We start from the raw sequence: 22,428 nt of genomic DNA, 5'->3' as shown, positions 1-22,428 counted from the left end.
TCTGTCTGCCTTATTCGATGACTGAGTCGAGAATAAACGCCACTCTGTCTTCGACTGACATTTTGGGCACTTCGATCAATTGATAACCGAACTTGTGGTATGCATCGACCATCTGTTGATACGTGGCGACCGCTTCAGAAAAATCTTGTTTTCGCTCTTCATCGTTACTGAATATCGATGCCCACGGTGGAAAAATGAATACTTGAGGATGATAACGAAGCGTCTGGCAATGCGTGATGAGCTCATGCGAGATTGGCAGTTGTTCCAACTTGCTGTAGCCATATACGTCCACAATACTGCGATCAAAAAATACGTCCCCTTGGCGGACATTGAAAGATCGGTAGTTGCTCACTTCTTCTTTTGTCATTTCATCTCGAAAGGCTTGTTTGTCATTCCAAGGTAATGCTGAACCGTGATTCGCAACCTGCGTTTGTATCACGTGACGACCAGTTTCTGGCGCGCAGATAAAGCCTTGTATTTTTAGTTGTTCGATAACCGAGGTTTTTCCTGCACCGGGACCACCAGTGAATACGATGAGTTTGTTCAAAATCTTTTCCTTATTTTTTGTTTGAGTGAAGTAATGCGTGTACGGCCAAGAAAATTGGCATGGCATTTGGCACACCAGCGTTAAGCGAGATCGGCAATGGAAAGTTTTGGGATAGAAATGAGCAGTGAAAAATATTGATGAAATGAAAGCTTAAACGGCGTGTTCAGCGTTTATGAAAAACGGAGGAATTTTGAGCGAACCAAACTTGCCCAAAATATTGGGTTGGGAAATGAAGAGATTGGATCATCAGGTTAACGCGTCAATTGGCTTTCTATATCAAGAAGATGGCACCTAAGCCTAAGAACGCAAAGAAACCGACGACATCGGTAACGGTTGTCAATACTACCGAGCCAGCCACGGCGGGGTCAATGTTAAACTTCTTCAAGGTGAATGGTATCAACGTACCCGATGCCGCGGCCGCCAAACTATTGAGGAAAATTGCACAACAGATAATAAGCGCCAATGGCCAAGAGTCAAACACCATGTAGACGACACCCGCGATGACTAATCCCATGATCAAGCCATTAATGGTAGCGATTTTTAATTCCTTATTCACCAATAGCTTCAAGTTACTTTGGTGCAAGTGGTTCAATGCGATACCCCGAATGGCCACTGCTAAGGTTTGGCTACCTGCGATGCCGCTCATGCTCGCCACAACAGGCATTAAGATAGCAAGCGCAACGACTTGCTCGACCACATTATCAAAAATACCGATGATGGCAGAGGCAACAAAAGCGGTCAGCAAGTTAATCACCAACCAAAGTGCTCTTAGCCTTGTCGCCACAGTTAATGGTGTGAACAAATCTTCTTCACTTCGTACGTTTTCTGCCACTACAGCTTGTAGGCTGAGTTCACGCAAGGTAATCGCGATGGTCGCCATCGATAAAACGCCCATAATTTTGCCACCAGCCATGATAGGAAACCAATGCGCTCCACCATCAATCGAGACCTGTTTACTGACGCTTTGAATCGTTTGGATATCTTCCAGAATTGGCGTGACTACGGTCAAGTCTGTGAGTTTGGTATGGTTCTCATGCAGCAACAGGATTTGAGGTTCTATCGTCCCAATAACGCCTCCGACATCGCGCACAATGATCAATCGCACCGGGCTTTGTCCACGTTTTAACAACTCGGTTTTGATGCCTCCTACGCTGTTTTTAGAATTTGCGACTAAAAAATGCGGTTCGGCATATCTCCCCACTTTGTTATCTTCATACGACAGCGCTTGTTGAATGTGCGCGACCGACTCTTCACTTTGGTCGATAAGGTACTCATCCACAAATTCGGTCGGTAGAAAGTCTGCAAAGATGATCAGTTCCGAATCCGTGATGTACGCTAAGCGTTCATGTTGCAGCTCTTTGTTGAGTGATTGATGAATATGCTTGGCGGTGTCGTATCGCAGCAAATTTAATACCGTCCAGTACTTCTCTGGCGGCACCGCTTCTATCACGCGTTTACGATAAGCAATGTTGACGACTCCAAAATGTTCGCGATTTGCGCTTCCTGATAGTCTTTCAAAAAACCGAGGTCTTCGGTCGACTCTATCGCTTTAATGATCTCGGCAAGCAAATGAGGCACTTTGCGATTAATTTGTAATTGGCTGGAATCTATCATCATTGTCACCGATTTCCTTGGGCATCACGTTAGTGTCAACACGATGTCTATTACCTAAAGGCATGAGATCCTGATGTTAAAATTCTAGGCAATGGCACGCACAATTGCGGAATTTATATTTTGCTCGCAGAAACAGAACGTCTTTGCATAAGGGGATGGTATAAACTTTTAGTGTGCATTAGGCGCATTTGCCTCGTTTGATAATGGAGTAATCAATGGCACCAGTATTTTTTCTGACTCAGCAAGCCGCCTTACCAAGTCGTAAGGTGCTTCGTAAAGTGATTCAGTTTGCGACAGCGCTGGCTCAACCCATCGTGGTATTGGTGGAAGATCACCGCCGGAGTGAAGATCACGCGTTCGCGCATTTCCTTAGTTTCAACTCTGACCATATAGAAAAGAGACAAGCTGAGTTTGAAGCTTGGACATCAAAATTTAAAGACTTCGTTATCGAACTTTGTGAAGAAGAGGAAGTTGAAACGCCAACACTCTCTTACGAGCATTTCAAAGGGAGTCATTGGATCGCTCAAGTCGCGAAACGGCTTGTCGACCACACAGATTTACTGCTCGTGGGGCATTTTAACAAGCACAACATTCAAACCTTACTCACCGAGCTAGCAAAAAACGATTGTGATCTATTGCTATTAAGTGAGCGTTCATGGCCTTCTCACGCCAACATGCTTTGCGCGATAGATCCGCTTCATCGCGGAGATGCAAAATCAGTCGTAGATAAAGCCATCGTATCGCGAGGCTCAAAGCTAGAAAAAACCTTGAGCGGAAAAATGACGTTAGTTTACTGCCGCTACGTTGCGCCTTATCTGTCTCGCTATCGTGCAGAAATCCTGAGCAACCAAAAAGCAGGCATTACGGACTTTATTACTGCGCAAAAGTTAACACGAGTACCACTACTGCTGCCAGAAGGAAACCCTGAAACGGCGTTACCAAAAGCAGTTAAGCAATCACAAGCGGCAATTCTGATTATGGGCGCGTGTAAGCGAAGCATGTCATCCCAATTTTGGTCTGGCAGCACTGTAGACACGTTACTTGATCAACCGCCTTGCGACCTGTTGTTGGTCAACAGTTCCAACGGCTGACTAGGTATTCCCTATTAACCAACCCTTTCAATACCAAGCGCAGTTATTGGCTCTTTACATCTTCTAACTGCGCGGCTTCATGCTCTGCGTTCAAGGCTTGTTTCTGCTGCTGTTTTATCTCATCCCAACTGCGTCCCAACTCAATCGCAGATACACGCTGATCGTATTTGTTGCAGGCTCTTTCGAGTACTTTCTCAGGATCTATACCCTTTTCTCTTTCCAACGCTTTTAATACGTTAAGATAGTTCCACAACACATCGCCTAACTCGTCTTCCAAATGACAAAGGCGATCCTCACGAATCTCTTCACGGACTTCATCGACTTCTTTGCCAATGGCCTCCAGATAAGTCTCTACGCCTTTAAACCAAGTGTTGGTTTGGTCATATTGAGATTTTCTCGTCGCAATTGCGTACAACTCATCAAATTTCTTCATTATCTCTCCGTTGAACGAGTTTTTATTTACGCCTCTTTAGGACGAATAAACTTCCCTTTTGCCGTCACTCTAACTTCATTATTGACCAGTAATTGAGCCACCAGTTGATATATACCGCGGCGTTCACCTTCACAGTGTGCAGTAATCGTGACGCGCTCATCTAGCTCAATAGGTGCATGGTAGCGCACATCCAACTGCGCTGTAAGGGCTTGAATGTCTCTAAATAACAAACAGTGCGTCATTGCACCATCGAGCAGCGAACTCGCAATGCCACCATGCAACAGGTCTGTGTAACCTTGATGACGCGGTAAAACGTGAAACTCTCCGATAACAGAACCATCGGCTAGGCACTGGTAGTTCACAGCCAAAGAGTTCGGATTCGCATCGATTGAAGAACAAACCGCACATTGATAATGAGATTCGTGAGTGGAATGAAAGTGACTATTTGCGGACATGTTAAGTACTCGGCTTGTAAAAAGGAGTAATTAGCATATGCCAATTATTAAAAAGAAATGGCGAGTAATCTTTGTTTGCACGTTGTAGGGCCAACAACCTCATTATCCATAACGTTAAATAATCATTTTCATAATTAACGATAATTTCCAGTTAATTTAGAGTAGCGATAAGGTTTGCATCGTGATTACGCAACGTTATGAAAGACGACTTATGAAGTTTCTCCACACAATGATCCGTGTTGTTGACCTAGACAAATCTATCGAATTTTATACAAACGTTCTGGGAATGAGCGTTTTGGATCGTTTTGAAAACCAAGAATACCGTTACTCACTGGTGTTTGTTGGTAGCCCTGATCAACCAGATGGCGCGACCATCGAGCTAACTTATAACTGGGATACCGCCAGTTACGACTTAGGTAACGCATTCGGGCACATAGCGCTTGGGTGTGAAGACATTTACGCAGCTTGCGAAAAAATCAAAGCGCTTGGTGGTAACGTCACTCGCGAACCCGGTCCAATGAAAGGAGGAGAAACGCACATCGCGTTCATTAAAGATCCCGACGGCTACCAAATCGAACTGATTCAAACTAAACAATAACGAGATTTCCTATGACAGACGCATTATTTCAACCGATTCAACTTGGCTCTCTCTCATTAAAAAACCGCATCGTTATGCCTCCGATGACGCGCTCTCGTGCTTCTCAACCAGGTAATATCGCTAACGACATGATGGCGACCTACTATTCTCAACGTGCTGAAGCGGGATTAATCGTTGCTGAAGGCACGCAAATTTCACCAACGGGTCAAGGCTATGCGTGGACTCCGGGTATTTATAGCCCAGAGCAAATTGCTGGCTGGAAAAAAGTAACTGATGCAGTGCACGAGAAAGGCGGCGTTATCTTCGCGCAATTATGGCACGTTGGTCGTGTGACTCATCCTGACAACATCGGCGGCGAGCAACCTATTTCTTCTTCTGCGCTTAAAGCAGAAAACGTGAAAGTATTTATCGACAATGGCACAGACGAACCTGGCTTTGTCGACGTGGTTGAGCCACGTGAAATGACCAAGCAAGACATCAAGAATGTTATTGAAGAATACCGCCAAGCCGCATTAAACGCGATAAAAGCTGGGTTTGATGGTGTCGAACTTCACGCAGCAAATGGCTACTTGGTTAACCAGTTTATCGATTCTGAAGCGAACAACCGCACCGATGAATACGGCGGCTCAATTGAAAACCGTCTGCGTTTTCTTGGTGAAGTGGTAGAAGCGATGACGCAAGCCATTGGCGCAGATCGTGTTGGTGTTCGCCTTGCACCATTCACTTCGTTAAACGGCACCGTCGATAGCACACCAGTCGACACCTACACCGCTGCTGCTGTGCTGCTTGATAAACTCAATGTGATTTACATTCACATTGCAGAAGTGGATTGGGACGACGCGCCAGACACTCCGCATGACTTTAAAACCGCAGTTCGTGAGGCGTATAAAGGCACACTGATCTATGCCGGTCGTTACAACGCAGAAAAGGCGCAACACGCGATTGAAAGTGGTTTAGCCGACATGATCGGTTTTGGTCGTCCGTTTGTTGCAAACCCAGACTTACCAAGCCGCATCAAGCACGGCTATCCGCTGGCAGAACATGACCCTACGACATTGTTCGGCGGCGGTGAAAAAGGTTTAGTGGACTACCCTGCGTATCACGCGGGTTAATTCATCTACGTAAAGCTGATTCGCAACTCGCGACAAACCAATAGCTAACCCAAAAGAACCTTGCTCTTCCCCCTGTGACGCCAAGATGCAGGGTTCTTTTTAGGCAAGCCACCAAAAATTAACGTCTTTGACAAGATGTACAACCTCGGCACGCTGAGCGCGTCGTTTTACTTAGTAAACTGCGTTGTACTTTACAGTAGGCATTTTTCAGTGCGCGGCGGCCTGAAAACCAATCATCCGGTTTAGTGAGGATTAAGTAGCCGTTAAACCTCTTAATCAACTCGATTCGGTTGTTTTCGATAAATCGGCTATCAAACTCGATTTCGAAGTAATCCAACGCTTCTTCGATACAAGTAAAGCTGGCAATTTTTTCCTGAATCGTATTCTCTGTCATTGTTTCTTTAGCGTTATCATTTTCAATGAAGTCTAAGAGCCTCGCGCTTTACGTTCTTTGATTTAGCGCTTCTTAACATCACTCTTTCTGGGATTTCCATATTGAAATTCAATTTGGGAATTCGTTATTTCCCCCAGCCTTTTCATTTTGATAATCACTTTAAGGCTCTGATTTAAAGCAACATTATTTCTGGTTCATATTTTGCTCTACTTCGTTAAACGGAATGTTGGAGGGACACGATATGACTTACAGAGCGGAAGTAGACGGATTAAGGGCGATTGCTGTCACGTTGGTGATTTTATTTCATGCAGGAGTTGAGCAGTTCGCTGGTGGCTTTATTGGCGTCGACGTATTTTTTGTTATCAGCGGCTATTTGATCACCACCATCGTGATTAACGATTTGGAAAACCAGAAGTTCAGCCTCGGTGATTTTTATGAGCGACGCATTCGCCGCATACTTCCCCTGCTACTGGTGGTGATTGCCGTAAGCTATTTGATGTCTTGGTGGTTATTTTTGCCACAAGCGCACAAAGACGTTGGTCAGTTCGCAGTGTCTTCTATTCTTTCTTCATCCAACATTCTTCTGTATTTAAAAGGCCACAATTACTTCGGTTTAGAAGATCAAGCCAATCCGCTGTTTCACACTTGGAGCTTGGGCGTTGAAGAACAATACTACATTGTCATTCCTTTGCTACTCATGCTTCTCGCTCGTGGCAAAAACGCGTTTTTCCTGACTTTTTTTGTCGCGGTATTTGCGCTGAGTTTGATGACTATTGTCTATGCGAGCAACGATCCTGATTTCGCCTTCTACATGATCTTCTCTCGTGCTTGGGAGCTGGCAACCGGTTCATTACTCGCATTAGTGATGAGAAAAGTCCAAGTTCAATCTAACGATACTCTAGCAACCATTGGCATCGTTTTGATATTGGCTTCCGCGCTTTTGTTTGAAAAATCGCAAGATGGCGCGGGTATCACTTTGCTGGTGCCGGTCATCGGTAGCGCGTTAGTGATTTTGTTTGCCTCTAAAGACAATGTCTGCGGTAAATTGCTGAGCCTAAAATGGGTCGTGTTCGTCGGCTTAATCAGCTACAGCTTGTACTTGTGGCATATTCCGCTATTTGTGTTTTACCGCTACATGCTGGATGCAACTCAAGACGTCAATATCCCGATTTACATTGCCGCTCTTTTTATACTGTCTTACTTCACTTGGCGCTTTGTTGAAAAGCCGTTCCGCAGCCGAAAAGCCATGAGCATGCGCACTGTGTCTGCGGTTATTGCGGTTTTGACGTTACCCTTGCTGACGTTCGGCGTTATTGGTCATCAAAACGGTGGTTTTCCAGAAAGAAGTGCATTTTTCGAGGCCATGCGCGTGAACAACGGTTACGGTTTATATTGCAACGGCAACACCGACGTTAACGATGTGTGCTCGTCTGCGCCGCAGCCCACCATCGCTGTGTTAGGCAATAGTCACAGCATGGTTTACGTGAAGCGTCTGTCCGAAGTAACACCAACTGGCGTGGTGCAACTTACTCAAGATTCCTGTGCGGTCGGTTATATCGACATCATCAAAGAGGCTGGCTCAGTTTCTTGCCGACAGTTCTTCAAACAGGCAGTCGATACCATTTTGCGTACCCCTTCTATTCGTCGCGTCGTTATCTCTTCCAACTTCAATAAAGAGCTTTCACAAGCCGACTATGAGGCATCATTAACTGGATTGTTGAATGAACTGGAAGGGAAAGAAGTGGTCGTTTTCGGCCCAACGCCTTCTGCACCGTTTGCGGTAGGTGAATGCCTTTGGAAAGCGCGTTTGTTTGGCGAGACGGAAGAGTCTGCCTGCGACTTTTCTCCTAAACAACATCACCCTCAAAACGTGGCGAAGTTAGTGAACTACTTTGAGCAATTTGAGCACGTTGAGTTTGTCGACTTGACCGATGCCATTTGCAGAAATGGCGTATGTCGAATGAGAGTTGGAGCAAACAATGCGATGTATACGGATGACAGTCATTTATCTTACAAAGGTGCTGAGTTGGTGCTTGGGCATTACCACAACAGTACAAATGAAGCGCAACAGTTCACTTACGACCGACAATAACCAAGGGAATAAACTTTTATGCTTCAGCGCTTATCTCAGGTAAGCGCTGAATATTTTAAAGCGAGAGAAAGCCAGCGCGTTTATTTGAAAATGCGTGGGTCAAACGCGAAATCGAGCTTTTCGGCTTTCTTGATGATCTCTTTCATTTTGGGATGATTTGGGTTCACCACGTAGTTTTTATCACGAGGTGAAATCGTTGAAGGCACTTGCAGCGCGGCAAACTCGGGATGAGGATCATTGAGAAACTGGTCACCAATGTACTGTGTAGACTCGCTCGCCGGTATTGCTCGCCACGTCACAGGGAGATCTTCTTCATCTAAGGTGGCGATGAGATATTCGGGCATTTCAATACGATATAAATCGTACAGTTTGATGATAGCTGGATCGTTATTTACGTGAACAAACACTTCCAACGAGCAAAGGGATTCCGATTCAGAGAAGTAGAGGGCTTCGGTTCCTTTTGAGTTCCATCGCCCTCCAAACAACTTTGCCCCAACGGGACTGAATGGCGTGTCAGCAAATTTCTTTTGTGTGAGACGATAGAGCTTCATATTACGAGAACACCCCGTGCTCTAAACGGCCGATCAAATCTTTCACGATTTCAAAATCCACCGTGGTCGAGACCATGTCTAGCGGCCTTTTTCCACCTAAGCCGTACACATTCTCTCTCATCCATTTTAACGCGCGCTCTTCGTCGTCAAACAACTCTGTCGCGAGTTTCAATAACATCGCTAATCGATAGATTGCATCACTCTCTTGAGTATTAAAACGCTCATCATTTTTAAGACGACGCTTAATTGTACTAACAGGAATCAGTGTCACATGTTGGAATTCACTTTGAGAAAGCTTTACTCGATCAACAATGTTCCGGTATACCTTGGGCTCAAAGCCTTTGTGAACCGCATCAATACGACCCGTTTCAGCGTCTTCAATACCTAACATAAGCCAGAAATTGGCTTTATGAGATTGTTTCGGCTTAAAGCTTTTTAATGCTGCAGTTGCCATATCAAGCTCCTATGGTTCATATGGTCTAGTTATTATGGTTCAAATGAGCTCAAATTTCAATCAAAGTAAAAAGATAGGTAAAGAAAAAGGCGAGCTTTGCGCCCGCCTCTCTTACTTATTCATCAACTTTGTTTCCGCATCTACCGATTTGCATCGTTTCACTTATTACAAGTCAAAACGGTCGGCGTTCATGACTTTCGTCCATGCAGCGATGAAGTCGTGGATGAATTTTTCCTGATTATCATCTTGCGCATACACTTCCGCGTATGAACGTAGAATCGAGTTTGAACCAAAGACAAGATCCACACGGGTTGCCGTCCACTTCACAGCGTCGGTTTTACGATCACGGATTTCATATTGATTAGCACTCACTGGTTTCCACGTATATGCCATGTCAGTAAGGTTCACGAAGAAATCATTCGACAAAGTGCCTACTCGGTCAGTAAATACGCCCTCTTTTCCACCGCCGTAGTTACTGCCTAGAACGCGCATACCACCTATGAGTACCGTCATTTCTGGTGCTGTCAAACCCATAAGCTGCGCTCGGTCGAGCAACAACTCTTCCGGCTTAACCGCGTAGTCTTTCTTCAACCAATTTCGGAAACCGTCAGCAACAGGCTCAAGAACTTCGAACGATTCAACATCCGTCATCTCTTGGGTGGCATCACCTCGGCCTGGCGCGAATGGTACGGAAACATCATGACCTGCGGCACGCGCAGCCAGTTCAATACCTACGTTACCAGCAAGCACGATAGCGTCAGCAACACTACAGCCCTCTTCTGCTGCTATTTTTTCTAGCACAGCAAGAACACGACTTAGACGCTCTGGCTCGTTTCCTTGCCAATCTTTTTGCGGAGCCAAACGAATTCTCGCACCATTTGCGCCACCTCGGCGGTCAGAGCCACGGTAAGTACGCGCACTATCCCACGCCGTACTTACTAGCTCACTAATGGATAGGCCACTTGCTTCGATTTTTGTTTTCACTAAATCGACATCGTAGTCTGTCTTACCTGCAGGCGTTGGGTCTTGCCAAATAAGATCTTCGCTTGGCACATCAGGTCCGAAATAACATGATTTTGGTCCTAGATCACGGTGTGTCAACTTAAACCAGGCACGAGCAAAAACGTCATCAAAGTACGCTGGGTCATTTTGGAACTTTTCTGCAATCTTGCGATATTCAGGGTCCATTTTGAGCGCCATATCAGCGTCAGTCATGATTGGATTGTAGCGCTTAGAACCGTCTTCAACATCGATAGGCTTGTCTTCTTCTTCAATGTCGATTGGCTCCCACTGCCACGCACCTGCTGGGCTCTTTTTCAGTTCCCAATCGTACTTAAATAGTAGGTGGAAGTATCCGTAGTCCCATTGTGTAGGGTGTGTCGTCCAAGCACCTTCAATACCGCTCGTTACCGCGTCACGGCCAATGCCACGTGTTTTGTGGTTAATCCAGCCAAGACCTTGTTCATGAACGTCTGCGGCTTCGGGCTCTGGACCAAGGTTTGCGGCATCACCATTACCATGACACTTACCGACCGTGTGACCACCCGCTGTGAGCGCGACAGTTTCTTCATCGTTCATTGCCATTCGCGCAAAGGTCACACGCATGTCATGTGCTGTTTTGAGGGGATCTGGGTTACCGTCCACCCCTTCAGGGTTCACATAGATAAGACCCATCATTACCGCAGCAAGCGGGTTTTCTAAATCTCGCTCACCAGAGTAGCGGCTGTTATCAGCGTCACTTGTGGCTAACCATTCTTGCTCGGACCCCCAGTAAGTGTCTTTTTCGGGATGCCAAATGTCTTCTCGCCCAAAGCCAAAACCAAAGGTCTTAAAGCCCATGGATTCATACGCCATGTTACCGGCAAGGACAATCAGATCGGCCCAACTTAATTTGTTGCCATATTTTTTCTTGATGGGCCATAAAAGGCGGCGAGCCTTATCGAGGTTTGCGTTATCTGGCCAAGAGTTGAGGGGAGCAAAACGCTGGTTGCCTGTCGCAGCGCCGCCACGTCCATCCGCGATACGATAACTACCCGCTGCGTGCCATGCCATTCGGATCATTAAACCGCCGTAATGTCCCCAGTCGGCAGGCCACCAGTCTTGGCTATCAGTCATTAAGTCTTTTAAGTCTTTTTTAAGTGCTTCGACATCTAGCTTTTTCAGTTCTTCTTTGTAATTAAAGTCCTGGCCAAATGGGTTGGTTTTGGAGTCGTGTTGATGCAGGATGTCTAAGTTTAAGGCATTCGGCCACCAATCCATCACCGACTTATCTGTAGATGTTTGCCCACCATGCATAACTGGACATTTACCTACCGAACCGCCGTTTGTGTTGCTCATATAATGCTCCTTCGTATCGTGGTTGTGGTAACCACTCTTTGTTATTCAACAAATCGAATATCCACCTCAAACAGCGTAGTTCATACACTGAATTTTTAGTTAACGCCAAGTCAAAATTTCCATATCTCGGCTAATAAATAATTGTTATCAAACATGTACCTATATGCAGAAAATATGGATAGAGATCAGTTTAAGTCCATACCTGAATACTTGATTCCAGACAGCCTCGCCATGTTGTGATCCCAGGTCGCTAAATCATGGCGACTAAATTCATTCAGAGCGTGGTGACCACATGCCCTTGCCATAACTTGCATGAGCTCGACCGAGGATTCGAAGAAATTTTTCAGTTGCTGAGATGATTTTTCGATATCGAGACGCTGCCTCAAATCGGCATTTTGCGTTGCGATCCCCGCAGGGCAATTATTGGTGTTACAAATCCGGGCCGCGACGCAACCGATAGATTGCATCGCACTGTTTGCTATCGCCACTCCGTCTGCCCCAAGTGCCAACGCTTTGACAAAATCCGTAGGAACTCGCAACCCACCGGTGATGATTAATGTGACGCGATCACTTGCGCCTTTTTCATCTAAGTACTTACGTGCACGAGCTAATGCTGGGATGGTGGGCACACTAATATGATCACGGAACATAGTTGGCGCCGCACCCGTGCCACCACCGCGACCATCTAAGATGATGTAATCAGCCCCAGCATCAAGCGCAAACTGAATGTCTTGCTCAATATGGTTGGCACTGAGTTTAAAGCCAATTGGAATGCCGCCCGTGATGCCACGGACTCTGTCAGCAAACTTTCTGAAATCGTGAGTAGTATGAAGATCTTTAAATGTTGGCGGTGAGATTGCTGGTTGGCCTTCGGGGATACCTCTCACCTGAGAGATCTTACCTACATTTTTATTTGCTGGAAGATGACCACCCGTGCCTGTTTTGGCGCCCTGCCCACCTTTAAAATGAAAAGCCTGAACATTAAGAAGCTTGGATTCATCGTAGCCAAACTGAGCACTGGCAAGCTCATAGAAATACCGCGAATTTGCAGCTTGTTCTTCAGGTAGCATCCCCCCTTCACCGGAGCAAATCCCAGTCCCTGCCAACTCAGCACCTTTTGCTAACGCAATTTTCGCCTCTTCCGAGAGTGCGCCAAAACTCATGTCCGACACCAACAAAGGAATAGCGAGCTTGAGCGGCTTACGCGCGTTTGGCCCTACAATCAACTCAGTTGATACGGGAACATCTTCCAACAACGGTTGTGTCGCCATTTGCGCCACCATGATTTGTATAGCATCCCAATGTGGTAGCAAATGCCTAGGAACCCCCATTGCAGCCATCGGACCATGATGACCGAGTTTAGAGAGCCCTTCTCTCGCTAATTGGTGGATAAACTCTAGGGTTGGTTCTTCTTGAGTAGCGGACGCAGTCGGTTTGTCACTTTTCTCTCGTTTTTTCTCAGGGCCTTCTTTGCCGACTTGCTCAGAAGAAAAACGCTTATGTGTTCCATCACAAAATGGGGCATTAGAGGTATGCTTGCACTGGCAGAGATACGCTTCTTCATCTTTTTCCGCAGTAAAGCTCATTGGCTTTAAGCCTGTTCCCGAATGCGACCCATCGCAATAAGGTTGATTTTTAGAACGTCCACATCGGCAAAAGTAATATTCTTGCCCTTCGGTTAGATTCACTTTAATCGGCTTATTATCGGCGATGATTGGCTTGCTCATGTTGCCCCCTGTTTATTATTGTTAACCACGCTTTCTCGCTGGCTTGCAATAAGCGTAGAACAGGAGCGGAAAGAGCGTCAGCGAAACCAGAGTAAAATACGCGATTGTCGCTTGCCTCACCTATACTCTTTATGGGTCTCATGCACGTGGAGGCTATATGACGATTGCAACCCGATTAGATGAATATTTGACTGAGCATAACATTCACTTTCAAACCGTGAATCACAGCCACAGTCATAGCTCGCTACAAAGTGGTGTTGCCGCAGGTGTGCCTTTAATGAATATCGCAAAAGGCGTCATTCTTGAGGATCATGAAGGGCATCATATGATGGCAGTCTTACCTGCCAACAACAAAATCAGTTTGTCGAGATTAAACGACGAATTTAACGCTACTTTCCACTTGGTGAAAGAGCGTATGGTTTACCGACTCTTCACTGATTGTGAGCACGGCGCGATTCCACCGATTGGTAGTCCTTACCACATGTCGACCGTTTGTGATGAAAGATTAGCAAACTTGGAACATGTCTATCTTGAAGCCGGCGATCATGAAACTCTGATTAAGCTAGATAGAAAGGCATTTAAAGAGCTAATGAACGACTGCAAATACTTAAGATTCAGCAGTGAAGTTCTGCATTAAACTTCCAAAAATCTGTCGACATTTCGTGAAAAAGGCTCTTTCAAAAAGAGCCTTTCTTTTTCTATTGGCGGTGCGTGTCGGAAGCTTCTCAGCTTTTGGTCATCCGCAATTCAGAACGCATAGAAACCAAAAAAAACCGCCCGTTTGAGCGGTTTTTAACAATCCAACCACTATCGAACAAAGATCTTTTGTATCGCTTTTATCGCCATAGCTCTGCGACGCATTAATGCCCCCGTCCTTGGTAGCCATTTCGGCGTGTGGAGTACGGTTTTCGCGTGGCTAAAGTTTCTGAATCCTTCCACTCCGTGATAATGACCAATGCCTGATTCACCAACGCCACCGAAAGGCGCATCTTCAGCGCCAACGTGTAATACCGTGTCGTTGATGCCGACGCCGCCACTATGTGTGTTGCGTACAATATGTCTGATGGTCGATTTGTTGTCCGACATAACATACAGCGCAAGTGGTCTTTGGTGTTGATTAATGTAGTCAATCGCTTCATCTACCGCTTTGTAGGGCTTGATGGGTAGAAATGGCCCAAATATTTCCTCTTGCATGATGCGCATATCTGTCGACACGTCTGTGATCAAATGAGGATACAAAAGCCTTTCCTGTTGAGGTGAGGCTTCAACGGTACGGATGCTTGCGCCCTGAGCTTTGGCATCCTCAAGTAGCGCAGTCAAACGATCATACTGTCGTTGATTGATAATATGGGTCAGCTTTTGATTCTTGTTGGATTTCAAATAGAGTTTTTCAAAACGTTTTAAGAACAGCGTAATGAACTCTTCGACGCGTTCTTGTGGTACAAACGCGTAATCTGGCGCCACACAAATCTGGCCGGCATTGATGCATTTCCCAAACAAAATCGCATCAACGGTTTTCTTCATGTCTGCATCTTCCGCAATGATCACCGGGGATTTCCCGCCCAGCTCTAACGTCACTGGAGTCAGGTTTTCAGCCGCTGCTTTTGCCACAGCGCGACCAACATTTGTCGAGCCAGTAAACAAAAGATGATCGAATGGCAGTTGGCTGAATGATCGTGCAACGTCCGCTTCACCTTCAAATACTTCGACATATTCAGACAACTCGCGACAAATATTGACGATGACTTTATTGGTTTTGGGCGTAAATTCGCTGAGCTTCATCATCACACGGTTACCTGCGGCCAAAGCAGTAACTAAAGGCGCAAGGCTCAAAATGACAGGAAAATTCCACGGCGAAATGATCCCGACCACGCCGAGTGGCTGATACTGAACAGTCACTTTCGACGGAGCAAGCAACAGACCGGATTCACGCTTACTTGGTTTGCACCACTTTTTTAGCTGCTTGATGGTGTAATTGATGTGCGAGACCGTCGGCAAAACGTCGGTCATGGCGGTATCAAATTCGGAACGATAACCAAAATCGTCACTCAGCGCTTCCACCAATGCTTGTTTATTCGCAATCAGAGCTTGTTTTAGCAAGACAAGGCGCTGCTTACGCTCATCCAAACTAGGATAAGGTTCGGCGGCATACGCCGCTTTTAAGCGATCAAGGCTTTGTTGTAACAGGTTGTCCACTTCAACCTCTGCGATTGCGTTCATGATGCTTCTCCTAACCTAGTTTCAACCAATGACGCTCCAAATTAACACGAGCGCAACAATGTTACTATTGTAGCGCTCGCGAAATTAGAGTTCGAACTCTGATTAAAATATCAGTGGGTTTGGAACTAAGTCAGACGCAACTCATAAATGCCGAGCCGTTGAGAGCGGTCAAGCGTCTCGAACTCGTGATCAATGTATTCTTTTAATGTAGCACCAGCACGCTCAGCAATATTGATGCTGGCAATGTTATCTTCCATACAGTGGAATTGGATGAATTGCGCGTGCCCTTTCTGCTTCAAAAAAGGAATCAACACCGCGAGTACTTGGTCGATCACTCGGTGTCCTCGCCCATTGTTGGCAAGCCAATAGCCAATCTCAGTGACGCGTGTGTGCGAATCCACACCTTTAATGCCAATAACACCCGTAAACTGCCCATCAAAATAAATAGCGCACCAGTGGGCATCTAACGCTTTGCTGTTCACGCGCTGAGAGATGTAGTTCACCGCTTCTCTGCGGTTGGTCACAAAGTCCGTCCAAGGCAAATAGCCAGAGAGGCTGTTTCGATACGTGTTCACCACTTCCAGTAAAACGGTCGCGTGTTTGGTGGTAAGAGGCTCAATTGAGACCCTTTCTGAAACAGAAAAACTGGCCTGCATGCTATTTCCTTGATACGCCTTTTGGCACATGACCTCATCCATCCACATTATCCCTTTTTCGGTAAACACTACTCATAAATCCTACCGCCTCATTGCGTTGAGAACAAACTTCCATATTCGTTATGTCAAACGTGCTTAAAAGGATGGCTATCTCGTCTAGTCTGTTTGTTCAATTAACGTAAATGGCGTCAACGACTCCACATCCACGTAATGCCTCCACACATGTTCGTAAAGGTGGTGTTGATTTGCAAACGGGGCTAGTCGTTTTGCTTCTTCAAGCGTACACCAACAATACTCTGTGTGTTCTTCGTTAAGTACAACCGATTGGTTAGGTGGACAAAACATTACGAAGCATGGAATAACCATGATGCGGTTATTTTTTGCTTCGTAGAACTGTTCTAGAAAGTCTGCAGTATGTAACTCAACATCGTCAATTTGCGTCTCCTCTTTCAGTTCTCTGAGAATAGTTTGCCATCCGGTTTCACCGGCCTCTACCCCACCAGCAACATGGCACCAATAACCACCTTTAACACGTTTGAGCAACAGCATTCTATCGACGCCATCAATTTTAGAAATGACAACGCCAGAAGTATGCGTAGCTTGTACTGGGATCATGTATGCTCCTTAAATATCTAGATATTTCCTAGATGCGCTCCATGCGCGAATGAAAGATAAGGTTGCTTGAGAACCCATAGTCTACTGCTTATTCTCACTCTCGGCAGATGTGTTTATATATCACGGATCATTTTGTGAGCTGAGTATGCTAAAGTGCGATCTGTCGCAACAAATGAGCAGTAAAATGTCTAATTCATTCAACACTCTGGTTCCCATTGGTGTGCGCTTTATGGTGCTCTCCGCATTCGGTTTCGCGCTAATGTCTGCCACAGTAAAGCATGTCAGTCTTCATGGTATCCCTGTATTTGAGATTGTTGCAGCGAGGGCACTCGTCTCACTTGTTATCAGCTATTTAGATGTTAAGCGAAAACGAATTTCTGTATGGGGCAATAATAAGCCATTACTGTTTGCGCGTGGCGCAGTGGGCACCATGGCATTGATGTGCGTATATTATTCGGTGACTACCTTACCTTTGGCAGAAGCGACCATCTTCCAATACATTCACCCAGTATTTACTGCGCTCCTAGCCGTCTTTTTCTTGAAGGAACGCATTCAACCATCGACGTTCCTTTGCATTGCCTTGTGCTTACTCGGCATCTATATAATGGTAAGTCCAGAAACAGGACAAGAAGCAGAGCGCACTTTACCTATGTTTAGCGTAATGATTGCAATCTTGGGCGCATTTGGTAGCTCAATTGCTTATGTCATTGTTAGAAAACTTAGCCAAACTGAAGATAGTTCAGTGATCATTTTCTATTTCCCTTTGGTTGCTCTACCCGCTTCACTCTTACTGATTGGCGATGATTTTGTTATGCCCGACCTGTATCTGACTTTCATGTTGGTTTTGGTTGGTGTATTCACCCAAGTTGGGCAATTGGGATTAACCAAAGCAATGCAAACTCAGCAAGCGGGCAAAGCGTCTGCTTACTCGTATATTCAGATCGTATTTTCTGTGTTGTTAGGCATCATTTTCTTCGGCGAAATCCCGCTCATCTGGACGTACATCGGTGGTGCACTAATTGTAGCGGGCGCACTCATTAACGTATTTGGCCACCATTTGCGATTGCCATTCGTTAAGCGCAGCGCTTAACCCTTCAGCCCTAAAGCGAGACAACACTAAAACGTAAAAAGCCAGAGTCGACTCTGGCTTTCTTTTTTATGTTTAACCTGACGTTAAGCGGATAATTTTAATCCAGCGATACCAGCTACAATAAGCAATAAACTCAGCAATTTTATCAGCGTCGCGGGCTCGTTAAATATGTAGATACTGACGATTGCCGTTCCAATCGCTCCTATACCTACCCAAACGCCGTAAGCGATACCGAGTGGTAGCGTCCTTAATGCAATTCCAAGTAACCAAAAGCTCAACACCATAAACGTAACGGTAAAGCCAGATGCCGCCAATTTGGTAAAACCTTGTGAGTATTTTAGTCCGACAGCCCATGCCACTTCGCATAAGCCAGCAATGAAGAGAATTCCCCAAGCCATGTCATATTTCCCAACGAGATGGGGTCGTCCCCGAGAAAAGATAGAGCGGTGAGGTCGTCCTCACTTCTTTGTGACTCGCTATTATATACAGAAAATTGAACGTAAAAAAATAAGGCCCTGATATTTCAGGGCCTCTTTACATAAAAATCGCTAGGGCTTAGCGATGATGAATACGGTACCATCCGTCAACGTAAAGCTCACCTCACTGGTTTTCTTTCCGATACCGGATAAACTGCACTCGTTATCGTTATCACACGGCGTATTTGAAATAACATTCCACACGCCATTCATCAAGCCAGAACCAGTAATAATCGCCGTCCATGTTTTACCATTGTTGATTGATTGTGTAGTAACTTCATCAGATGGTGGTGGCGCCTCTTCTCCTACATAACTTGCTTCCACATTCAAGTTACTGTAGCTGCTGTAAGCGTACACACCAATGTGCCACGTTCCTTCATTCGGAGAAGTAATACTACATGCTTCATTACTGTTGCCACTGTATGAGCGACAATCGTAGCTGGTTAAACTTGGTTCACTTCCCAGCTTAACATAAAGATCCGCATCGCCGTTTACTCCCGATGTGGTAACAATAAAGTCTGAACTGTTGGTAGGCACATCAATCGTAAAACAATGCCACTCACCAGTAGATGAAGAGTCTATGTTGCTGGAAACACCATTGTTTAGGGCGATAGCCTCACACGTGCTAGATGGTGGCTCGACGACTCCGCCATCAACTGAAACACCGACCTGAGCAAAAGCGTCGGCTACATCATTCGCCGCCACGTTTAAGCTTTGGGCGGCCGCCAATACACCCGCAGCTGCAGAGTCAAACGTTTCGCTTGGCGTCCAGTAGTTCTGGTTAGCGTACGCAAAAACCTCGAACGCTTGTCGCGTTCCCCAATTGTACTCAACCGCCAATAGATAAAATGCTTTGTTAAACACACCACTTGAATAATGCACATCCATGCCACTCACATACTGAGACGCGTGATCAATTGAACGACCATCAAGGGGCGGATTATCCATGTAGCGCAGCGCCGCATTGGCAGCCTTTCTAATATCGTACCCAACTTTCCAATCGTTAGAACCACGTGAATAGAATTCAGCCGCCTCACCTGCCATATCTGAGAACGCCTCATTGATTCCGCCTGATTGCTCTGAATAAATCAGATCAGAGTTTTGTTCTGTAAATCCATGGCTAACCTCGTGTGCTGAAACATCTAAACTCACTAAAGGATAGAAATAACTCGCACCGTCACCAAAAGTCATGCTCGAACCATTCCAAAAGGCGTTTTCATAGCGTTTGCGGTAATGCACTCGCATTTGAAGCTGAAACGTTAAGGGCGCGGTATTCAGCCAATCTTTGTACATGTCGTATACCACTTTGCCAAAGTAATGCGCATCATTTAACGGGCTGTACGCTCCATTAATTTCTTTAACACTATTGGTTGGACAAACGAACGTATGTGTATTGCCAGACGTCCTACCATTCAAGTTGATGGTTTTGACCACGCCAGGAATATCCATCAAACACGTATCACCAGATTGCTGGACTAATAGAGACTCAAAGTCCACACCATAATGATAACGACCAATTTTTTGGTTTCCTCCCGGACCATTCGCTTCTACGTGCGCTAACCCCTCATATTGCAGCAAAATGTTTCCTGTTTTAGCATCAATAAGAAAGGTGGGACGCGTAGGCTTACCACCATGCTCATTATCAGCAAAAAACTGGACAATATAAGCTAAGTGCGCCACGTCACTTTTATCGACATAAATACGCAAACCTTGGCGCTGATTATCTATTTGGTATCCGTTTTCACGGTACGGCTTTTGCGTTGAAGACATTACTTGAGAAAGCGACAATCTAGGCACCATATCATTGATATCTCGGGCAATATCCTTTACGAGAGTGCCGTTGATGTGCTTGATTTGGCCCTTTTTATCACGATGTACGACAATTTGCTTGCCCCAAATCGGGACGCCTTTAAACATCTGCTGATAACGACTATGCGTACCGCCGTTTTTACCTTGGTTGGTTTTCAGCTTTTGTACACGATTTCCATTTTGTAAACCTAACACACGATCTATATTTTGTGTGGCTGCAAGGTTGCGTTTTTCTAAAGTAACAACAAGCCCATGGTTTTGCTCTAACCGTTCGGACTGAGCGGCGGATAAAGGTGTTGAAAAAAGAAGTGGTGAAGCAAGCATTGCCGTGACAAATAACCTGCTCTGATAGTTTGATACTGAACCCATCGGTTAGCCCCCTATTTTGCATCAATAGCAAAGCCAAACTGACCAGTTCTTATTTGTTTGTTTCTCACCTAAAAGTGAAGTCAAACTTATCGTAATCATCCCGCTCATTGATTTTAGCACACACAATCATACAGCTTATGTTTTAGTGCCATTTCATCTATTAAAAGCGACACCGTTTTTTAACAATTTGCATATAACCTTTTGGTGTTGAAAGTGTTGCGTTTATTGCACAAATCACACAAAAACTAATTGAACATGTAAATATGAAAACGTTTGTGTGATTGATATCGCTTAAAACAATTACTGATGACTTTAATATTCAGCCGAATCAATTATAAGGTATGACGTACCCATGAAAACAATCAAAACCTCTATCGCTCTCCTGGTTGGCGCCGCTCTATTATCTGGATGTAATGACGACACTGAATACGTCAATGTTCAGCCTAAAGAAGTAAAAATAGCGACTTACAACCTCTCTTTTGACCGTGCAACTTTTGAAGCTTTAGTGAGCGAAATGCAAATTGAACCAGCGCAGCAAACTGTATTGGTTACTGCCTATTTAGACGGTTCTATCGCCGCTGAAGACAAAACCACTGCGGAAAAAGTCATTCAAATTCGAAACGTTGCTGCGATTATTCAGAAGAATCGCCCTGACGTTCTTATGATGGCGGAATACAACAACGACGGAACAGGCGAAAACAAAGCAGCCATTGAAGGCTTCCAGAAGAACTACCTGTCTGTCGCGCAAAGCATCAATGGTGCAGGCGGTGAAGCGAACCTTGAACCTATCGAATATCCTTACGCGGAGTCTTACTCTACCAACACAGGTTTGCTAAGCGAGTTTGACCTCGACAACAATGGAACAGCAGGTCAAATGCCGGGCGATGCATGGGGCTTTGGCATGTACCACGGTCAATATGCCTTTGCCCTAATGTCTAAATACAAGATTGATACGGCAAATACGCGTACGTTCCAAGCGTTTAAATGGAAAGATATGGAAGGTGCTAAGGTTCCAACCATTACTATCTGTGACGGCTCACAAAAGATTCCAGATGGCATGAAGTGTGGTGATGAGTGGTACTCTGCAGAAGAATGGGATCAAGTACGCCTATCTTCTAAAAACCACGTAGATGCACCAATTATCATTCCGACTCGCAGTGGCGAGGAAGTTGTGCATCTACTGATGTCGCACCCTACTCCACCAGTATTCGATCCAGGTAAAAACAAAGCGCAAAACGCAGCCGAAGTAGAGTTCTGGCATCACTACATTCAAGGTAAAGACTATTTCTACGACGATGCAGGTAAGAAAGGCGGCTTAGCGAGCGGGGCTAAATTCGTAATGATGGGCGATCAAAACCTTGATCCCGTGGCCGGTGACGGTATTAGCTCTGTAATGCAAGAACTGCATAATGATCCATTGGTTAACCAAACCGTGATGAATGGCGAGCTTTATCCGACAAGCTTTGGTGCAGCCGAACACGCTGTTGACCGCAGCTCCACTCACCCATATCCGAATCGCATCACTTCGACGTTTGGCTTGGGTGTAGATTATGCCTTGCCTTCTGCAAACCTAAATGTGGTGGACTCTGGCGTATACTGGTCAGCTTCTTATGAAGAAGGTCGTAAGCTATTTAACGATACGCGTATCGGCAAGTATGGTGATGGTAAAGATGTGTCTTCCGACCATCGCATGATCTGGATTAAAGCACAGTTCTAAACTGTGTCATTTAAATAAAAAAAAGCCAACCACAAGGATTCGTGATTGGCTGTATATATTTGTGAACAAAG

The 22,428-nt window shown here is 45.4% G+C and carries 22 protein-coding genes; 7 read left to right on the top strand and 15 right to left on the bottom strand.

What is annotated here, in order from left to right; translation table 11 throughout:
* Positions 1-10 precede the first annotated feature (10 nt).
* From LIX84_RS03135 to LIX84_RS03125, 3 genes are all read right to left on the bottom strand, one after another.
* Positions 11-547, bottom strand: a complete 537-nt coding sequence (locus LIX84_RS03135; RefSeq protein WP_021821594.1) for an AAA family ATPase — start codon at positions 545-547, stop codon at positions 11-13.
* 271 nt (positions 548-818) lie between these two features.
* Positions 819-1,997: a magnesium transporter gene (locus LIX84_RS23505; protein ID WP_329958987.1), complete on the bottom strand. Its 1,179-nt coding sequence runs from the start codon at positions 1,995-1,997 to the stop codon at positions 819-821.
* Positions 1,994-2,164: a hypothetical protein gene (locus tag LIX84_RS03125; RefSeq protein ID WP_226420598.1), complete on the bottom strand. Its 171-nt coding sequence runs from the start codon at positions 2,162-2,164 to the stop codon at positions 1,994-1,996. Before LIX84_RS03125 ends, LIX84_RS23505 begins: the two co-directional genes overlap by 4 nt.
* Positions 2,165-2,376: 212 nt before the next feature.
* Here LIX84_RS03125 and LIX84_RS03120 point away from each other — a divergent pair, with 212 nt between their 5' ends.
* Positions 2,377-3,252: a universal stress protein gene (locus tag LIX84_RS03120; protein ID WP_226420597.1), complete on the top strand. Its 876-nt coding sequence runs from the start codon at positions 2,377-2,379 to the stop codon at positions 3,250-3,252.
* A gap of 43 nt (positions 3,253-3,295) precedes the next feature.
* On the opposite strand, the gene LIX84_RS03115 is transcribed toward LIX84_RS03120, so the two are convergent.
* On the bottom strand, positions 3,296-3,685 hold the full coding sequence (locus tag LIX84_RS03115; RefSeq protein ID WP_226420596.1) for a MazG nucleotide pyrophosphohydrolase domain-containing protein: 390 nt from the start codon (positions 3,683-3,685) through the stop codon (positions 3,296-3,298).
* 26 nt (positions 3,686-3,711) lie between these two features.
* Entirely contained in the window at positions 3,712-4,140 is a 429-nt protein-coding gene (locus LIX84_RS03110; protein WP_226420595.1) for a PaaI family thioesterase, read from the bottom strand.
* 211 nt (positions 4,141-4,351) lie between these two features.
* On the opposite strand from LIX84_RS03110, the gene gloA reads away from it, so the two are divergent.
* Together gloA and LIX84_RS03100 are read left to right on the top strand one after the other, a co-directional pair.
* Entirely contained in the window at positions 4,352-4,738 is a 387-nt protein-coding gene (gene gloA, locus LIX84_RS03105) for a lactoylglutathione lyase (protein ID WP_226420594.1), read from the top strand.
* A gap of 11 nt (positions 4,739-4,749) precedes the next feature.
* Entirely contained in the window at positions 4,750-5,850 is a 1,101-nt protein-coding gene (locus LIX84_RS03100; RefSeq protein WP_226420593.1) for an alkene reductase, read from the top strand.
* Between the two features lie 118 nt (positions 5,851-5,968).
* Here LIX84_RS03100 and LIX84_RS03095 read toward each other — a convergent pair whose 3' ends face one another.
* Entirely contained in the window at positions 5,969-6,244 is a 276-nt protein-coding gene (locus LIX84_RS03095) for a nitrogenase-stabilizing/protective protein NifW (RefSeq protein ID WP_226420592.1), read from the bottom strand.
* Positions 6,245-6,485: 241 nt separating this feature from the next.
* Between LIX84_RS03095 and LIX84_RS03090 the strand changes: the two genes are divergently transcribed.
* Positions 6,486-8,336, top strand: coding sequence for an acyltransferase family protein (locus LIX84_RS03090; RefSeq protein ID WP_226420591.1), 1,851 nt, complete (start codon positions 6,486-6,488; stop codon positions 8,334-8,336).
* An 80-nt stretch (positions 8,337-8,416) separates the two neighbouring features.
* Here LIX84_RS03090 and LIX84_RS03085 read toward each other — a convergent pair whose 3' ends face one another.
* The 4 genes from LIX84_RS03085 to LIX84_RS03070 form a co-directional block, all read right to left on the bottom strand.
* Positions 8,417-8,887, bottom strand: coding sequence for an RES family NAD+ phosphorylase (locus tag LIX84_RS03085; protein ID WP_226420590.1), 471 nt, complete (start codon positions 8,885-8,887; stop codon positions 8,417-8,419).
* Between the two features lies 1 nt (position 8,888).
* Positions 8,889-9,341, bottom strand: coding sequence for a type II RES/Xre toxin-antitoxin system antitoxin (gene parS, locus LIX84_RS03080; RefSeq protein ID WP_006742299.1), 453 nt, complete (start codon positions 9,339-9,341; stop codon positions 8,889-8,891).
* A 165-nt stretch (positions 9,342-9,506) separates the two neighbouring features.
* Positions 9,507-11,678: a catalase/peroxidase HPI gene (gene katG / locus LIX84_RS03075; protein WP_226420589.1), complete on the bottom strand. Its 2,172-nt coding sequence runs from the start codon at positions 11,676-11,678 to the stop codon at positions 9,507-9,509.
* Positions 11,679-11,863: 185 nt separating this feature from the next.
* Positions 11,864-13,405: a glutamate synthase-related protein gene (locus LIX84_RS03070; protein WP_104972522.1), complete on the bottom strand. Its 1,542-nt coding sequence runs from the start codon at positions 13,403-13,405 to the stop codon at positions 11,864-11,866.
* 157 nt (positions 13,406-13,562) lie between these two features.
* Between LIX84_RS03070 and LIX84_RS03065 the strand changes: the two genes are divergently transcribed.
* The gene (locus tag LIX84_RS03065) at positions 13,563-14,042 is read left to right on the top strand and encodes an aminoacyl-tRNA deacylase (RefSeq protein ID WP_006742302.1); all 480 of its coding nucleotides are present in this window, start codon (positions 13,563-13,565) and stop codon (positions 14,040-14,042) included.
* 170 nt (positions 14,043-14,212) lie between these two features.
* On the opposite strand, the gene LIX84_RS03060 is transcribed toward LIX84_RS03065, so the two are convergent.
* The 3 genes from LIX84_RS03060 to LIX84_RS03050 all read right to left on the bottom strand — a co-directional run bounded on the left by LIX84_RS03060 (position 14,213) and on the right by LIX84_RS03050 (position 16,896).
* Positions 14,213-15,625: a coniferyl aldehyde dehydrogenase gene (locus LIX84_RS03060; protein WP_226420588.1), complete on the bottom strand. Its 1,413-nt coding sequence runs from the start codon at positions 15,623-15,625 to the stop codon at positions 14,213-14,215.
* A 125-nt stretch (positions 15,626-15,750) separates the two neighbouring features.
* Positions 15,751-16,323, bottom strand: a complete 573-nt coding sequence (locus LIX84_RS03055; protein WP_054867401.1) for a GNAT family N-acetyltransferase — start codon at positions 16,321-16,323, stop codon at positions 15,751-15,753.
* Positions 16,324-16,437: 114 nt separating this feature from the next.
* Positions 16,438-16,896 carry an NUDIX hydrolase gene (locus tag LIX84_RS03050; RefSeq protein WP_170892629.1) on the bottom strand — a complete coding sequence of 153 codons (459 nt, stop codon included), beginning with the start codon at positions 16,894-16,896 and terminating at the stop codon, positions 16,438-16,440.
* Positions 16,897-17,080: 184 nt separating this feature from the next.
* On the opposite strand from LIX84_RS03050, the gene LIX84_RS03045 reads away from it, so the two are divergent.
* A complete protein-coding gene (locus tag LIX84_RS03045; protein WP_005395238.1) occupies positions 17,081-17,986 on the top strand; it encodes a DMT family transporter in 906 nt (301 codons plus the stop codon).
* Positions 17,987-18,069: 83 nt separating this feature from the next.
* Here the strand turns inward: LIX84_RS03045 and LIX84_RS03040 are convergent, their stop codons facing one another.
* On the bottom strand, positions 18,070-18,384 hold the full coding sequence (locus LIX84_RS03040; RefSeq protein ID WP_005395239.1) for a DMT family transporter: 315 nt from the start codon (positions 18,382-18,384) through the stop codon (positions 18,070-18,072).
* A 150-nt stretch (positions 18,385-18,534) separates the two neighbouring features.
* The gene (locus LIX84_RS03035; protein WP_226420587.1) at positions 18,535-20,640 is read right to left on the bottom strand and encodes a M4 family metallopeptidase; all 2,106 of its coding nucleotides are present in this window, start codon (positions 20,638-20,640) and stop codon (positions 18,535-18,537) included.
* 352 nt (positions 20,641-20,992) lie between these two features.
* On the opposite strand from LIX84_RS03035, the gene LIX84_RS03030 reads away from it, so the two are divergent.
* The gene (locus tag LIX84_RS03030; RefSeq protein ID WP_226420586.1) at positions 20,993-22,357 is read left to right on the top strand and encodes an endonuclease/exonuclease/phosphatase family protein; all 1,365 of its coding nucleotides are present in this window, start codon (positions 20,993-20,995) and stop codon (positions 22,355-22,357) included.
* Positions 22,358-22,428 lie beyond the last annotated feature (71 nt).

The organism is Vibrio sp. E14 (assembly GCF_020515785.1).
In the GTDB taxonomy this organism is placed as follows: domain Bacteria; phylum Pseudomonadota; class Gammaproteobacteria; order Enterobacterales; family Vibrionaceae; genus Vibrio; species Vibrio diabolicus.
This window is presented reverse-complemented; position numbering and strand designations above follow the sequence as displayed.

Excerpts from the sequence above, each read along its gene's own strand:
- LIX84_RS03060 (WP_226420588.1), bottom strand. The coding sequence starts at position 15,625 with ATGAACGCAATCGCAGAGGTTGAAGTGGACAACCTGTTACAACAAAGC.
- LIX84_RS03090 (WP_226420591.1), top strand. The coding sequence starts at position 6,486 with ATGACTTACAGAGCGGAAGTAGACGGATTAAGGGCGATTGCTGTCACG.
- LIX84_RS03065 (WP_006742302.1), top strand. The coding sequence starts at position 13,563 with ATGACGATTGCAACCCGATTAGATGAATATTTGACTGAGCATAACATT.
- LIX84_RS03110 (WP_226420595.1), bottom strand. The coding sequence starts at position 4,140 with ATGTCCGCAAATAGTCACTTTCATTCCACTCACGAATCTCATTATCAA.
- gloA (WP_226420594.1), top strand. The coding sequence starts at position 4,352 with ATGAAGTTTCTCCACACAATGATCCGTGTTGTTGACCTAGACAAATCT.
- katG (WP_226420589.1), bottom strand. The coding sequence starts at position 11,678 with ATGAGCAACACAAACGGCGGTTCGGTAGGTAAATGTCCAGTTATGCAT.
- LIX84_RS03125 (WP_226420598.1), bottom strand. The coding sequence starts at position 2,164 with ATGATGATAGATTCCAGCCAATTACAAATTAATCGCAAAGTGCCTCAT.
- parS (WP_006742299.1), bottom strand. The coding sequence starts at position 9,341 with ATGGCAACTGCAGCATTAAAAAGCTTTAAGCCGAAACAATCTCATAAA.
- LIX84_RS03055 (WP_054867401.1), bottom strand. The coding sequence starts at position 16,323 with ATGGATGAGGTCATGTGCCAAAAGGCGTATCAAGGAAATAGCATGCAG.
- LIX84_RS03050 (WP_170892629.1), bottom strand. The coding sequence starts at position 16,896 with ATGATCCCAGTACAAGCTACGCATACTTCTGGCGTTGTCATTTCTAAA.
- LIX84_RS03085 (WP_226420590.1), bottom strand. The coding sequence starts at position 8,887 with ATGAAGCTCTATCGTCTCACACAAAAGAAATTTGCTGACACGCCATTC.
- LIX84_RS03070 (WP_104972522.1), bottom strand. The coding sequence starts at position 13,405 with ATGAGCAAGCCAATCATCGCCGATAATAAGCCGATTAAAGTGAATCTA.
- LIX84_RS03035 (WP_226420587.1), bottom strand. The coding sequence starts at position 20,640 with ATGGGTTCAGTATCAAACTATCAGAGCAGGTTATTTGTCACGGCAATG.
- LIX84_RS03095 (WP_226420592.1), bottom strand. The coding sequence starts at position 6,244 with ATGACAGAGAATACGATTCAGGAAAAAATTGCCAGCTTTACTTGTATC.
- LIX84_RS03030 (WP_226420586.1), top strand. The coding sequence starts at position 20,993 with ATGAAAACAATCAAAACCTCTATCGCTCTCCTGGTTGGCGCCGCTCTA.
- LIX84_RS03045 (WP_005395238.1), top strand. The coding sequence starts at position 17,081 with ATGTCTAATTCATTCAACACTCTGGTTCCCATTGGTGTGCGCTTTATG.
- LIX84_RS03120 (WP_226420597.1), top strand. The coding sequence starts at position 2,377 with ATGGCACCAGTATTTTTTCTGACTCAGCAAGCCGCCTTACCAAGTCGT.
- LIX84_RS03040 (WP_005395239.1), bottom strand. The coding sequence starts at position 18,384 with ATGGCTTGGGGAATTCTCTTCATTGCTGGCTTATGCGAAGTGGCATGG.
- LIX84_RS03115 (WP_226420596.1), bottom strand. The coding sequence starts at position 3,685 with ATGAAGAAATTTGATGAGTTGTACGCAATTGCGACGAGAAAATCTCAA.
- LIX84_RS03100 (WP_226420593.1), top strand. The coding sequence starts at position 4,750 with ATGACAGACGCATTATTTCAACCGATTCAACTTGGCTCTCTCTCATTA.